The following is a 15056-nucleotide window of genomic DNA, read 5'->3' on the forward strand; positions in this document are numbered from 1 at the left end:
CCCCATGCCGGGCGCGGGCGCAACCCCGGGCTCGGGGACATTACCGCGCGCCGACTCAACCCCGAGCACGACCTCCACCCCCGGCCCAGACGCAATGCCGGGCGCGGCCTCAACACCGGGCGCGAACACCTTGCGGGGCACGGACTCAGCGCTGGGCGCGCGCCCCATACCGGGCGCGGGCGCAACCCCGGGCTCGGGGACATTACCGGGCGCCGACTCCACACCAACCCCGAACTCAACACCGGGTGCATGCTCAACGCCGGGCGCAGACACCTTGCCGGGCACAAACTCAGTGCTGGGCGCAGACCCCATGCCGGGCGCGGGCGCAACCCTGGGCTCGGGGACGTTGCCGGGCGCCGTCTCAACACCGGGCGCGGCATCGACGCCCGGCCCGGACGCAGCGCTCAGCCCAGACGCAACGCCGCGTGCAGGCTCAACGCCGGGTGCGGGGGCACTGCCAAGCGCGGCATCAACGCCAACCCCGGGCTTCATGCCAGGCGCAGGCTCCATACCGACCCCGGGCTCAACACCGGGCGCAGGCTCCACACCCGGCACTGGACCACCCCCGGACCCGGACTGCGTACCGGCATCCGGCCCCGCCGAGTCGGCCGCCCGCGCCCCCTCTGTCGCCCGCGCCACCTTCGCCAGCAGCTCGCTCACGCTGAGTCCCGTCCCACCCCGCTCGATCGCCTCGGCGGTGGCCCGCTGTACGGCATGGGCCGCCGCGGCCTCGTTCACCTCACGCATGAGTGCCCTTCATGATGTGCGCTGTCGTTTCCCACACGGCCACCGGTCCGATCACCGCTGCCGATCCCCTCACCGCTACCGGCCCGTCACCGCTGCCGCCACGACCGGAACCCCCGAAGCTGTTCCGGCGTGACCACGGTCTCCAGTCGCTCGTCGTCCTGGTCGCCCCCGCCGAGCGCGGCCACCAGACGCCGGGCCGGTACGTTGCGTGCGGTCCGTTCCGCCGTCAGCCGGATCTTGGTACAGCCGAGTTGTTCGGCGCGGTCCGCGAGCCACTGCAACAGGCGTTCTTCGACGCCCCGGCCGAGTGCGCGGCAGCTCATCAGCCAGGCCAGTACGTCGAGCCGGTCGCCGTCGGCGCGTACGGCGAGGAGGCCGATCTGGCCGTAGTCGCCGAACCGGTCGCGCGCGGCGGCCGTCCACACCTCGCCGTGCTCCCGCCACCGGGCGAGGTCGCCGCCGTCGGCCGACCGGGCGCGGAGGGTGAACTGGTTGGTGCGGCGCACGAGTTGCTCGGCCCGTCGCAAGTCCGCCACGGCCAGGGCCCGGATGTCGACCTGCAACTCCAGTTGCGCGAGGAACTCCTCGAAACCGGCCTGTTCGCGTACGGCGTCCCGCTCCCGTTCCTGCTCGTAGAACCGGGCCCGCAGGGTGTCCTCGGCGGTCGTCGCGGCGGAGACGAGCGGCCACAACCGGCCGAGGAACTCCTCCAGTCGGTCCGCCGGCGGGCAGGTGAGCGACAGCACCTGCGGCAGTGCGGAGCGGACGCCGGCGATCTCCACGGGGTTGTCGTCGAGGAAGAGGAAGCTGTCGAGCCCTAGGCCGAGCGTGCGGGCCGCGTCCGCCAGGCGGCCCGACTTGGGTCCCCAGGTGGCGGAGAGCACGCTGAAGTGCTCGGCCTTCAACAGGCTGTCGGGGCGGTCCAGGACGGCCCGTACGGTGTCCTCGTCGTTGTTGCTGACCAGCGCCAGCAACGTGCCCGCCTCCCGCCACCGCAGCAGTCGGCGGGCGAACAGGGCGCGCGGACCGGCGAGGTCGACCGCCTCGGGGCCGATCTCCCCGGCGACGCCGCCCCACAGGGTCTCGTCGCCGTCGACCGCGATCACCTTCGGCGCGGGCCGGCGGACCGCCCGTACGACTTCGGCGAGGCGCAGGGCCACCGCCGCCTGGAAGTGCGGGGTGAACGGCAGGTGGGCCAGCCGTTCGGTCCGCTCGTCGAAGCGTTCGTCGACCTCGTGGTGGCGGGTCCAGTCGTCGGGGCCGAGCACCGCGATGCCGGGCAACTCGGCGAGTTCGGCGGCGACTTCGCGCTCCCAGCGGGTGAAGCGGTCCGTTGTGCGCCCGCACGGCAGGAAGCCGACGATCAGCGGCTTTCGGGTGCGCTCCGCCAGGGCACGAAGCGCGGCGGGATAGGCGGTGCGGAGCTCGGCGAGCAGTTCGTCGTCCACCGGACCGAACCGCTCGAAGTCCGCCGCCCGCAGCAGCACCGTGCCCACCGCCATGGCGGGATCGGCGAACGCGCCGGACGGATCCTGAAGGCTCGCGAGCACGTGGTGGTACGGGGCTTCCGCGACCGTCGGCCCGCCGTCCTGCGCGTCCTCGTCGACCGCCGCCTCGTACAGCACCGGCAGGTTGCCGAGGGCGAAGGTGGCGGCGAGGGCGAGCGTGCCGTGCGCGACAACGGACGCCGTCGTCGTCCGCACCGGTGCCGTCGGCTCCACGGCCGTCTCCTCCAACAACCGCACCAGCTCCTCCCCCAGCTCTTCCGCGCTCGCCGCGTCCAGGATGTCGAGGTTGTGGTCGAGCCGGATGCGGCCCGCGTCCGGGGTCATGGTGATCATCAGGTCGAGGTCGGAGTAGCCGGTCCCGGCCGGCAGGACCTCGAGGTGGGTGAGACGGCCGGCGCCGGAGCGCACGTAGTTGAAGTACACCTCCACCAGCGGCGCGTTGGCCCGATACAGGCCCTGCTTGGCAAGCGTCGCAAGCACGTCCGAGAACATCGCGCCCTTCGCAAGGATCTTCTCGAGGCGGCCGTCGGTGCGGCGCAGTACGTCCTCGATGCGTTCGTCCGCCCGGGCCTCGGCCGGGAACGGGACCGGGACGCCGTAGAAGCCCACCGCGTCGAACGCGTCGGCGTGGATGCGGGTGTCCACGGGCACGGCGAGCACGAAGCGCTCCCGCTCCCGCAGCCTGGCCAGCAGGACGGTCAGGGTGCCCAGGCAGAAGGCGGCGGGGGTGACGGCGAGTCGGCTCGCGGTCGCGGCCACGCGTTCCATGAGTCCGTCGGGGATCGTCACGGTCACGCTGCCGGCGCGGTACGACCGCGTCGCCGGACGGGGGTGGGCGAGCGTCAGGTCGAGCCGGGCACTGCCCTGGAACGCCTCGCGCCACTCGGCCGCGCCGGCGCCGGGCTCGCCGGCCTGCTGGGCCTTGATCAGCAGGTCGATGTCGCGGTTGGTGACCGTGTCGCCCAGTGCGGTTCCGGACAGCTCGGCGTCGATCTCCCCGGCCACCAGCAGCAGCGACTGGAGGTCGCTCACGGCGTGGTGCGCGCCGAAGACCAAAGTCTGTCCCTGGGCACCGGCATCGAGGAGCTCGAACCGCCACAGCGGCGGGGTCGTCAGGTCGAACGGTGGCTCCAGCAGCCGGCGCAGCCGGTCGGCGGCATCGGGAGTCCCGTCGGTGACGGTCGTCCAGCGCAGCACGGGCCGCGCCAACTCCCGCTCGACGAGCAGCTGTCGCCCGCCTTCCGGGCCCGTGACGATCGCGGTACGCAGTGCCGCGTGCCGTGCGGTGAGCCGGTCGAGGATGCCGGTGAGGGCGTCTTGGCCGGTCGGCGTGGTGAGCCGTAGCGCGAGGCCGACCGCGTGGGCCGCGTCCGGCATGCCGGGCTGGGCGCTGCGCAGGAGTCGTACGACGTCACGGGTGGCGGGCCGCAGTGCGGTCTCGGGTACCTCGGCGACGGTCTCGGCCGGCTGGTGCTTGCGTTCTCCCTCGGGCAGCGCGGTGGCCAGGGCGCGGGCCAGACCGCGGATGTCGGACGCCGAGAACACGGTGGCGGCCGGGAGTTCGGCGCCGAGTTCGCGGGCGAAGGCGTTGCGCAGACGAACGAGCATGAGGGAGTCCAGGCCCAGCTCCTTGAGGGCCGTGGTCGCGGACACGTCCACGGCTCCGCCGGCGACCTGGCCGACGCGGGCCCGTACGTACGCTTCGAGCCGTTCGGCGCGTTCGTGGTCCGTCGTCGCCGCGAACACGCTCTTGACGAGATCGTCGGAGCCGGCCGTGGGCGCCGGGGCGCCGACCAGGTCGGCGAGGATCGGGCGGGTGCGTGCCGCGTCCGGGTCCAGGGCCAGCAGCTCCCAGTCCAGGGCGAGGGGCGCGAGCTGGCGGCGCTCGGTGCCGAGCACGCGGTCGAACAGCTCGCCGCCCTCCTGCGGGGAGAAGGCGACCAGCCCGGACCGGCCGGTCTCGGCGGCCCGGGTGCCGGACGCGGCGACCATGCCGACGCCCGCCCAGGCGCCCCAGTCCAGGCTCAGCGCCCGGCGGCCGGTGCGGGAGAGGTGGTGGGCCCAGGCGTCGAGGAAGGCGTTGGCCGCCGAGTAGGGGCTCTGCCCTGCCGAGCCGAGGAGGCCGGCGGCCGAGGCGAACAGGGCGAGGCTGTCGGCCTCCGGGACCAGTTCGGTGAGCAGGGCGGTGCCGAGGACCTTGGGGGCGAGGACGCGCAGGACGCGTTCGTCGGTCAGGTTGGCGACGGTGGCGTCGTCGAGCACTCCGGCCGCGTGGACCACTCCGGCGATGGGCCCGGCCTCGTGTCGTACGGCGTCCAGGGCGGCCGTGAGGCTCTTCCGGTCGGCGACGTCGGCGCGGGCGAGGTGCACGGTGATCCCGCGCTCCTCCAGTTCCCCGATCCAGCTCGCGGCGTCCTCCGTGGGCGTGCCGCGGCTCAGCAGGGCCAGTCGGCGGGCGCCCCGGCCCGCCAGTCGTTCGGCGACGACCCTGCCCAGGCCGCCCAGACCGCCGGTGATCAGATACACGCCGTCCGGGGTGATCTCGCCGTGGCCGCCGTCGTCGGGGCGGGTGCGGGTCAGGCGCGGGACCAGGCGGCTGTCGCCGCGCAGGGCGACGAGGCGTTCGTCGTCGGCGTGCCGCAGCTGTGTCCACAGGGCGTCGACGCCGTCGGCGGGCGGCAGGTCGATCAGTGTGGTCGACAGTTCCGGGTGCTCCTGGGCCACGGCGAGGCCGAAGCCCCAGGCGAGCGCCTGCTCGGGGTGGGTGACCCGGGTGCTGCCACCGGCGGCCTGGCTGCCCCGTACGACGACGAACAGGCGGGGTGCGGGCCCCTGAGCCCGGTCGGCGAACGTCCGTACCAGGTGCAGGGTGTTCAGGCAGCACAGCCGGGCTGCCCGCTGTGCCGTGCCGGCGTCCTCGACGGGCGGGGCGTCGAGCGCCGACAGCTGGACCACGCGCTCGGGCGGTGCGTCGGCGAAGGCCTCGTCGAGGAGTCGGGCCAGCTGGCCCGGATCGGCCGGCTCGAGGACATAACGGCCCGGGCTCTCCATGGCGTACGTCGATCCCCTGCGGGCGATCACATGGGGCACGTCGGCGGAGCGCAGCCGCTCCCCGAGGGCGTCGGCCACGCCCGTCCCGTCGGCCAGGATCAGCCAACTGCCGCGGGTCGGCGGCTCCTTGGCGGCCGGACGCGGCTGCCAGCGGGTTTCGAACAGTGCCCCGTCCAGGGGTGAGAGGGTGGCGAGTACGAACTCCTCGGCCTCCAGCAGGAGTTGTTCGTCCTCGTCGTAGAGGCGCAGGTCAAGGGTGGCCGTGTCTCCGGCCGTCGAGCGCAGGGTGCAGGTCGCCCAGGCGGGTGCGGTGCCGCGTCCGGTGAAGCGGAGCCGGCCGACTCCGGCGGGGACGAACGCCCGTCCCTGGGGTGCGTCGCCGGGCAGGGCGGCGGTGTGGAACGCGGCGTCGAGGACGGCGGGGTGCAGCAGGTGGCCGTCGGCGGGCCTGCGGGTCAGCCTGCCGAGCGCCGCGTCGGCCGCGTGCCGGCCCTCCTCCAGGCCGCGGAAGGCGGGACCGTAGTCGATGCCGACGGCGGTGAGACCGGCGTAGACGGCCGGGAGGTCGGACTGTTCCTCGCACCGCTCGCGCCACGCGGCGAGGTCCTCGCCCGCGTCCTCTTCCGGTGCGGTGACCGAGATCCGGCCGACCACGTGCCGCTCCCACGGTGCACCCGTGGCCGCCGAGGCGATGGTGAAGTCCCGGAAGCCGTCCGCGGCCGGCTGGAGGACGAGTTGCAGCCGTACGGGCGTCTGCGCGTCCAGGCGCAGCGGCTGTACGAACCTGACGTCGGCCAGCCGCACTTCTCGGCCGTCCTGCACGGCGGTGGCGGCCTCCAGGGCCATGCCGAGGAAGGCCGCGCCCGGAAGCCAGACCTCGCCGGTGACCCGGTGGTCTGTCAGATAGGAGAAGCGCGGGTCGCGCAGGTCGATGTCGGTCTGGAAGAGGTGGCGGTCGGGTTCGTCGCTGGTCTCGACGTGGGTGCCGATCAGCGGCGAGCCGCTGCTGGTCGGGGCGGGTGCGAGCCAGTGGCGTTCGCGGGTGAAGGCGTATGTCGGCAGGTCGACGCGGCGCCCGGCCGGGAACAGTGCCGACCAGTCGGGGGTGTGCCCTGCCGTGTACAGCTCCCCCAGTCCGCGCAGGAGGGCGTCCCGTCCGCCGTCCCCGCGGCGCAGTGACCCGACGCCGATCGCTTCGACGCCTTCCTCGGCCGCCACGGCCTCGATCGACGCGCCGAGGGAGGGGTGCGGGCTCAGCTCGACGAAGTAGCGGTAGCCGTCGGCCAGCATCCGCCGGACGGTGTCGGCGAAGCGGACCGGCTCGCTGAGGTTCGCGAACCAGTACCCGGCGTCCAGCCGCTCCCCGGGCACCGGCTCGGCCAGGACCGTCGAGTACAGCGGGGTCGGCGTCGAGGTGCCCCGGACGGCGGCGAAACGGCCGAGGAGTTCCTCGCGCAACGGGTGCATCAAGGGGGTGTGCGAGGCGAACGGGGTCGACAGCCGGCGGGCGGGTATGCGCCGTTCCTCCAGGTGTCGGGCCAGGTCGGCGAGGGCTTCGGCGTCGCCGGAGACGGCCGTGGAGTGGGCGCTGTTGACCGCAGCGACGAACAGCCGGCCGGCGTAGGGCGTGAGCAGTTCCTCAACCTGCGGGCGGGCCAGTTCCAGGGCCAGCATGCCGCCCCGGCCCGCCAGCGGTACGACGGCCCGAGCCCGCCCGGTCACCACGGTCACGGCGTCGTCCAGGGTGAGCGCGCCCGCGCTGTACGCGGCGGCGATCTCACCGAGGCTGTGCCCGGTCACCGCGTCCGGGGCGATGCCGAGGGAACGCCAGGCGGCGGCCAGAGCCGCGTTGACGGCGAACAGCACCGGCTGGAGGATCTCCGTCCGGTCGAGGCGGGTGGTGTCCTGCGGGTCGCGCAGGACGTCGAGCACGGACCAGCCGGCGTGCCGGCCCACCGCCTCGTCGATCCGGGTCAGCTCGCCGCGGAACACCTCCGACTCGGCGAGCAACTGCTCACCCATACCGGGCCATTGACCGCCGTGGCCCGAGAAGACGAAGGCGACCTTGCCCGCGTGCTCCTCCCGGACCGGCGCAATCGGCGTCCGTCCCTCCGCCAACGCTTCGAGCCCCGCGAGGAGTTGGTCCCGGTCGCCCGCGACGAGTGCCACGCGCCGCTCGAAGTGGCTGCGGTGCCGGGCCAGGGTGTGAGCGACGTCGGACAGGTCGGTGTCCTCGGTGAGGTGCCCGGCCACACGGGCGGCCTGTTGCCGTACGGCGGTGTCGTTGCGCCCGGACAGCACGAACAGCCGCTCGCCCGGGGCGGGTTGGGCCGTGGGCTCGGCCTCGACGCGCGGGGCGGGGGCCTCCTCCACGATCACGTGCGCGTTGGTTCCGCTGATCCCGAAGGCGCTCACCCCGGCCCGACGCGGCCGCTCGGCCGACGACGGCCACGGCACCGGCTCCTGGAGCAGGCGCAGCCCGCTGTCGTCCCAGTCCACGTGACGGCTGGGCAGGCCGGCGTGCAGGGTGCGCGGCAGCGTCTCATGACGCAGCGACTGCACCACCTTGATGAGCCCGGCGACGCCCGAAGCCGCCTGCGCATGCCCGATGTTGGACTTCAGCGAGCCCAGATACAGCGGGCGGTCCTGGGGGCGGGCGTCGCCGAAGACCTCGGCGAGGGCGTTCACCTCGATGGGGTCCCCGAGGGTCGTGCCGGTGCCGTGGGCCTCCACATAGTCGATGTCGGCGGGCTCCAGCGCGGACAGATCCAGGGCGCGCCTGATCACCTGTGCCTGCGCGGGACCGTTCGGCGCGGACAGGCCCTGGCTGCGGCCGTCCTGGTTGACGGCGGTGCCGCGCAGCACGGCCAGCACCTCGTCGCCGTCCCGGCGAGCGTCACCGAGCCGCTTGAGTACGACCATCCCCGCGCCCTCGGCCCAGATGGCGCCGTCGGCTCCGTCGGAGAAGGAGCGGCAGCGGCCGGTCGGGGACAGTCCGCGCAGCCGGCTGAACTCGACGAAGGTCTGCGGTGTCACCATCAGGGTCACCCCGCCGGCGAGCGCGAGGTCGCACTCGCCCGCGCGCAGCGCCTGGGCCGCCAGGTGCACCGCGACGAGGGACGACGAGCAGGCGGTGTCGACGGTCAGCGCGGGACCGTTCAGGCCGAGTGTGTAGGCGAGCCGGCCGGAGGCGACGCTGAGCGCGGTGCCGGTGCCGACGTATCCGTCGAGCTGTTCCAGCCGGGAGCCGGACAGGTAGTCGCTGCCGAACATGCCGACGTACACGCCGGTGGTGCTGCCCGCGAGCCGGGCCGGCACGATGCCGGCGCGTTCCAGCGCCTCCCACGTCGTCTCCAGCAGGAGTCGCTGCTGGGGGTCCATGGCGGCGGCCTCCTTCGGGGTGATGCCGAAGAAGCCCGCGTCGAAGGACTCGATGTCGTCGAGGAACCCGCCTTCCCGGGCGTACGACTTGCCCATCGCCTCCGGATCGGGGTCGTACAGCGACTCGACGTCCCAGCGCCCGGCGGGGAACGGACCGACCGCGTCACGGCCCTGGGTGACGAGGTCCCACAGGCCCTCGGGGTCGCTCACGCCGCCGGGCAGGCGGCAGGCCATGGCGACCAGGGCGACGGGCTCGTCGGTCGCCGGTGTCGTCGCCGGGCGGGTCGTCGGCCGGGCCGGGGCCGTGCGGCGGGTTGCCGCGAGGACGGTGGTCAGGAGGTGGTCGGCGAGGCGGGTCGGTGTGGGGTGGTCGAAGAGGAGGGTGGCGGGGAGTCTGGTGCCCAGCCGGGTGCTGATGCGGTTGCGCAGTTCGACCGCCGTCACCGAGTCCATGCCGAGGTCGCGCAGCGGCTGGTCGGGGCGTACGGCCTGCGCCGAGCGCATGCCGAGTGCGAGGGATGCCTCCTCACGGACCAGGGCGAGGACACGGGCGGCCCGTTCCGTCTCGGGCAGTCGGGCTAGGCGGTCCGCGAGGCCCTGGCCGGTGTCACGACCGGTGCGGGGCGCGGGCAGCAGCGAGCGCCAGAGGGCGGACGTCGGGCCGTCCGTCGTGGCCGCGTTCTTCCGCAGGCGCGGCAGGTCCAGGGCCCAGGCGACCAGGTGCGGGCTGCTGCGGCGCAGGGCGAGGTCGACGAGGTCGCGCCCCTGGTCGGCGGTGAGGGCGCGCTGGCCGAGGCGGGCCATGCGGTCGAGGTCCGCGTGCGCGGCGGCCAGTCCCTCGCCCGCCCATGCGCCGAAGGACACCGAGACGCCGGGCAGGCCCAAGGCGCTGCGGTGATGGGCGAGTTGGTCGAGGAAGGCGTTGGCGGCCGCGTAGTTGGCCTGGCCCGGGTTGCCGAGGACACCGGCCGCCGAGGAGACCAGAAGGAAGAGGTCGAGCGGCAGGTCGGCGGTGAGGCGGTGCAGGTGGGCGGCGCCGTCGACCTTGGGGCGCAGGACCCGGGCGAGGCGCTCGGGGGTCAGTTCGGCGACGATCCCGTCGGCCAGGACGCCGGCGCAGTGCACGACACCGCGCAGGGGCAGATCATCGCCGACCCGGGCGAGGAGGTCCGCCACCGCCGCTGCGTCGGCGATGTCGCACGCCGCCACCTCCGCCTGGGCGCCGAGGGCGGTCAGTTCGGCGATGACGTCGGCGGTTCGGGCGTCCGCAGGTCCCTGACGAGACGTCAGCAGCAGACGGGGAACGCCGCGTTCAGCGAGCACGCGGGCGATGTGTCGGCCAACGGCGCCCAGTCCGCCGGTGATCAGTACGGTGCCGTCGGTGGGGATCTCGTTCGAGCTGCTCGCCGCGTCGACCGGGCGGGCCCGCACCAGCCGGGGGGAGAGCAACACGCCTTCTCGGACGGCGAGTTCCGGCTCGTCCGTGGACGCGACGGCGGCCGTCAGAGCGGCGGCGGGATCCGATGCGTCGAGGTCCAGCAGGGTGAGCCCGAGGTCGGGATGCTCGGCGCGGGCGCTGCGGGCCAGGCCCCAGAGCACCGACTGGGCGAGACCGGGCACGGTGTCGCCGTCGCCGGCCGCCACCGCACCCCGGGTCACCCACACGGTCCGGGCCGGCGCCTCCTCGGCCGGCAGGGCGATCAGCGCCTGCAGTTCGGCGAGGGCGGTGGCCGCCAACTCCTGTGCGACAGCGGCGGTTTCCTCGTCCGCCGCCGGGCGCGGCCAGAGCCGTACGCGAACGTCGGTGCCCGCGCCTGACGTCAGGAGGCCGCTCAGGGCCTCGGCGACCTGCGGTTCGGCGCGGTCACCGACGACGCTCCCCACCGTGCCGGGCGTCTCGGCCGCCGGCACATCGACCGCCGTCCACGCCACCTCGTACAGATGCCGCCCGTTCTCCGAACCGCCCCGCAGGTCCGCGGGGCTCGCCGCGCGCAGTCGTACGGACTCCAGGCGGCCCGCGAGGAGACCGTCGGTGTCCCACAGCGTCACGTCCAGGGTCACGTCGGTGCCCGAGCCGCCGGTCCGCCGTACGGACGCGGTCAGTTCGGTGGCGCTGCCCGGTGGCAGGACGCAGCGGCCCACCGCGACCGGGAGCAGGACCCGGTCCTCGGACGCGTCGAACGCGGCGGCGACGTGCAGCGCGGCGTCCAGGAGCGCCGGGTGCACCGGGTAGGGGTCGTCCGCTTCCCGGGCCACGGACGGAAGGGAGAGCCGCGCGAGGAGCTCGCCGACGCCGGTGGTGACGGCCTGCCGTACGCCCTGGAAGGAGGGGCCGTAGCCCAGACCGAGGCCGGTCAGGCGTTCGTACGTCTGCTCGCTCCAGGCTTCGTCGGCGGTCTCCGGCCACACCGGTGGCTGCCCCGCCGTCGCGGAGGCCGGCTCTGCGGCCGACGCCGTGGCGTGCAGCGTCCACCCGAGGGACTCGTCGCCGCGGGGGCGACTGTGCACGGTGATCTCCGGCACCGGACCGGCGGTGGTCACCTCGACGGACACCTCGACCGTGCCGACGGCGGGCAGGGTGAGGGGGGCGAGGAGGAGCAGGTCGGTGATGTCACCCGGGCGGGCCACCGCCAGCGCGGCGCGGCACAGTTCCATCAGGGTGGTGCCCGACACCACCGTTCGGCCGAACACGGTGTGGTCGGGCAGCCAGTCGGCGGTGGCTGTCGACCATTCGTTGCGGAACGTCCAGCGGGTCTCGTCCGGGGACTGGAGCTGGATGCCGAGCAGTGGGTGGGACGCGCGGTCGAAGAAGCCGGGGCTCCCGGTGGCGGTCGCGGGCTCGATCCAGTGGCGCTGCTGGTCCCAGGCGTACGTCGGCAGGTCCGCCGGGGCGGTGTCCGGCACCAGGCGGCGCCAGTCGATGTGCCGTCCGTGGACGTGGAGTTCGGCGGCGGCGCGGTCGAGGCAGGCGGGGCCGTTCTCGTCGCGGCGCAGCGAGCCGACGGCTATGAGGTCGTGGCCGGTGTCCTCGGCGACCGTGCGCAGGGCCGTCAACAGGGCGGGATGGGGGCTGAGTTCGACGAAGTGGCGGTACCCGTCGGCGGCCATGCGCTCGACGGTGGGCGCGAAGCGGACGGGCTCGCGCAGGTTGGTGTACCAGTAGTCGGCCTCGAGTTCCCCGGTGACGGGTTCGCCGGTGACCGTGGAGTACCAGGCGACGGAGGTCGGGTAGGTCGTGACCCCGTCGAGTTCGTCGAGGATCGCCGTACGGACCGGCTCGACCTGAGCACTGTGGGAGGCGTAGTCGACGTCGAGCCGGCGGGCGAACACCTGCTGCCGGTCGAGGTCGGCGAGCAGGGACTCCACGGAGTCCGTGTCACCGGCGATCACGGTCGACCGGCCGCTGTTGACGGCCGCGACCGAGATACGGCCGTCGTGCTCGGCGAGGCGGGCGGTCACCTCGGTGTGCGGGAGGGCGACGACGGCCATGGTGCCGGTGCCGGACAGGTCGGTCAGGGCCTGGCTGCGCAGCGCGACCACGGCCGCGGCGTCGTTGAGGCTGAGCGCCCCGGCTACGCAGGCCGCGGCGACCTCGCCCTGGCTGTGCCCGATCACCGCGTCGGGGCGTACGCCGCGGGCCCGCCACACGGCCGCCAGGGACACCATCACGGCGAAGAGGACCGGCTGAACGACGTCCACCCGGTCCAGGGAGGGGGCGCCCGGGTCGCCGCGCAGGACGGACGCGACCGACCAGGTCGTGAAGGGGCGCAGCGCGGCGTCACAGCGGTCGAGTTCGTCGGCGAAGACCGCGTCGCTGTCGAGCAGGTCGCGGGCCATGCCGGTCCACTGGGAGCCCTGGCCGGGAAAGACGAAGGCCAACTTCCCGTGTGGTCTGGCCTGTTGGGGGCCGACGATCTGATCCGGCTCGGGCTGTCCCTCGGCCAGCCGGCGCAGTGCGGTCAGCAGCGCGTCGCGGCCGCCCGCCTGCACGACGGCACGGTGCTCGAAGTGCGTGCGGTGGTGCGCCAGCGTGGCGGCCACGGACGACAGCGGCGCGTACGGCTCGTCGGCGAGGGCCCGGTGGAGCCGGTCGGCCTGCCCCTGAAGGGCGGGGACAGTACGTGCGGAGAGCGGGAAGAGGCTCGGGGCGAGGCGGTCGCCGGCGCTCGGACGGACCGGGTCCGGCGGGGTCTCCTCGGGCACCCGGGCGGGGCTCGGCGAAGCCCCCGCGCTCGGCCGGGCGTGTCCGGGCGGCGCTCCCGCACTCGGCCGAGCCGGGTCCTGCCCCAACTCCCCGCCCGGGCGAGCCGGGTTTCGCAGCCCCTCCTCGCTCGGGCAGGCCGGGCCCCCCGACACCCCCACACCCGCACGAACCGGCCCCCGCCCCAACTCCCCACCCGAACCGGCCAGATCCCGCAGCGCCCCCTCACTCGGGCCAACCACGCCCCGCGACACCCCCGCACCCGACCGAGCCGGAACCTGCCCCGACTCCCCGCCCGGGCGATCCAGATCCCGCAGCGCCGCCTCGTCGGCGTCGGCCGGGCCCCGCAATCCCTCCTCGCTCGCCCGAACCGGGCACCGCTCCGGCTCCCCGCCGCCCGCCCGAGCCGGCTCCCGCGGCGCCTCCTCCAGCACCACGTGCGCGTTCGTGCCGCTGATGCCGAACGCGCTCACGCCGGCCCGCCGTATTCGCTCGTCGTCCCGGGGCCAGCTCCGGGCAGTGGTGAGCAGGGTCAGGCCGCTGTCGGGCCAGTCGACGTGTTCGGTGGGGGTGTCGGCGTGCAGGGACGCCGGGAGTTGCTCGTGGGCGAGGGACAGTACCGTCTTGATGACGCCGCCGATGCCCGCGGCGGCCTGGGTGTGGCCGAGGTTGGACTTCAGCGAGCCGATGCCGAGCGGCCGGTCGGCGGGGCGGCCGGGGCCGAACACGGCGGCCAGTGCCCGCCCCTCGATGGGGTCGCCGAGCGGGGTCCCGGTGCCGTGGGTCTCGACGTAGTCGAGGTCGTCGGGCCGGAGACCGGCCGCGTCGAGGGCGGCGCGCACCACCCTTTCCTGCGCGGGGCCGTTGGGGGCGCTCAGGCCCTGGCTGCGGCCGTCCTGGTTGATCGCCGAGCCCTTGACGACCGCGAGGACCCGGTCCCCGTCGCGGCGGGCGTCCGCCAGTCGCTTGAGCAGGACCAGGCCGCAGCCCTCGGCCCACACCACGCCGTCCGCGCCGGCGGAGAAGGGCGCGCACCGCCCGGACGGCGACAGTCCGCGCAGCCGGCTGAACTCGACGTGCCCGCGCGGGGTCACCAGCAGCGTGGCCCCGCCGGCCAGCGCCAGGTCGCACTCGCCGCCCGCCAGCGCCCGCGCCGCCAGATGGAGGGCGACGAGGGAGGAGGAGCAGGCGGTGTCGACGGTGACCGCGGGGCCCTGGAGGCCGAGGGTGTAGGCGATGCGCCCCGACGCCACGCTGGCGGCCGAGCCGGTGCCGACGTGCCCGTCGAGCTGTTCCAGCGGGGCCGAGGCCAGATAGCCGCTGTCGTAGAGGCCGACGTAGACACCGGTGGAACTGCCGTTCAGTGCCTCGGGGACGATCCCGGCGCGCTCGATCGTCTCCCAGGCGGTCTGCAGCAGCAGCCGCTGCTGCGGGTCCATGGCGGCGGCCTCGCGCGGCGAGATGCCGAAGAAGGCGGCGTCGAAGCGGTCGATGCCGTTGAGGTAGCCGCCGCGCAGGGAGTACGCCGTGCCGGTGGCCTCCGGGTCCGAGTCGTACAGGCCCTGGGTGTTCCAGCGGCCCGGCGGTACCTCGGTGACGACGTCCTGGCCTGCGGACAGCAGCCGCCACAGTGCCTCGGGGTCGTCGGCGCCGCCCGGGAAGCGGCAGGCCATGGAGACGATCGCGATGTCGTCGTCCGTGCGTACGGGAGTCACGGGCGTCACGGACGGAGACTCGGCGACGGCAGGAGCCGGGGCGTCGCCGAACACGGCCTCGGCGAGTGCCGCGACGGTCGGGTGGTCGAAGACGAGGGACGGATCGAGGGTCCGGCCCGTCCGCTCCGAGAGTTCCGCGGCCAGGGTCACCAACTGCCGTGAGCCCAGCCCGAATTCGGCGATCGGCCGGTGCGGGTCGACGGCCAGCGGGTCCAGCCCGGATGCCTCGGCCACGGCGGACACCAGCCACGCCCGCACCCCCTCGGGCGTGGTGACGGACTGCTTCGGGGACTCGTTCGCAGGCATCTGGGGAGGTGTCCTCGTGACGTCGGGCTCGGGCTGATTCCCGTACGGGCGAAAAGGGCGATACGGCCGGCAATGCGGGCGTACGACGGAACACGCGGCCGGTGTACGGCCGCCTGGCCGCCGTCGGCGCCAAGCGGTGTGTGCCGA

The 15056-nt window shown here is 74.4% G+C and carries 1 protein-coding gene; it reads right to left on the reverse strand.

The features are described from left to right. Positions 1 to 833 precede the first annotated feature (833 nt). Complete coding sequence (locus AC5P09_RS14895) at positions 834 to 14909, reverse strand: SDR family NAD(P)-dependent oxidoreductase (protein ID WP_493874346.1); 14076 nt, start codon at positions 14907 to 14909, stop codon at positions 834 to 836. Positions 14910 to 15056 lie beyond the last annotated feature (147 nt).

It is taken from the genome of Streptomyces sp. a15 (assembly GCF_059026085.1).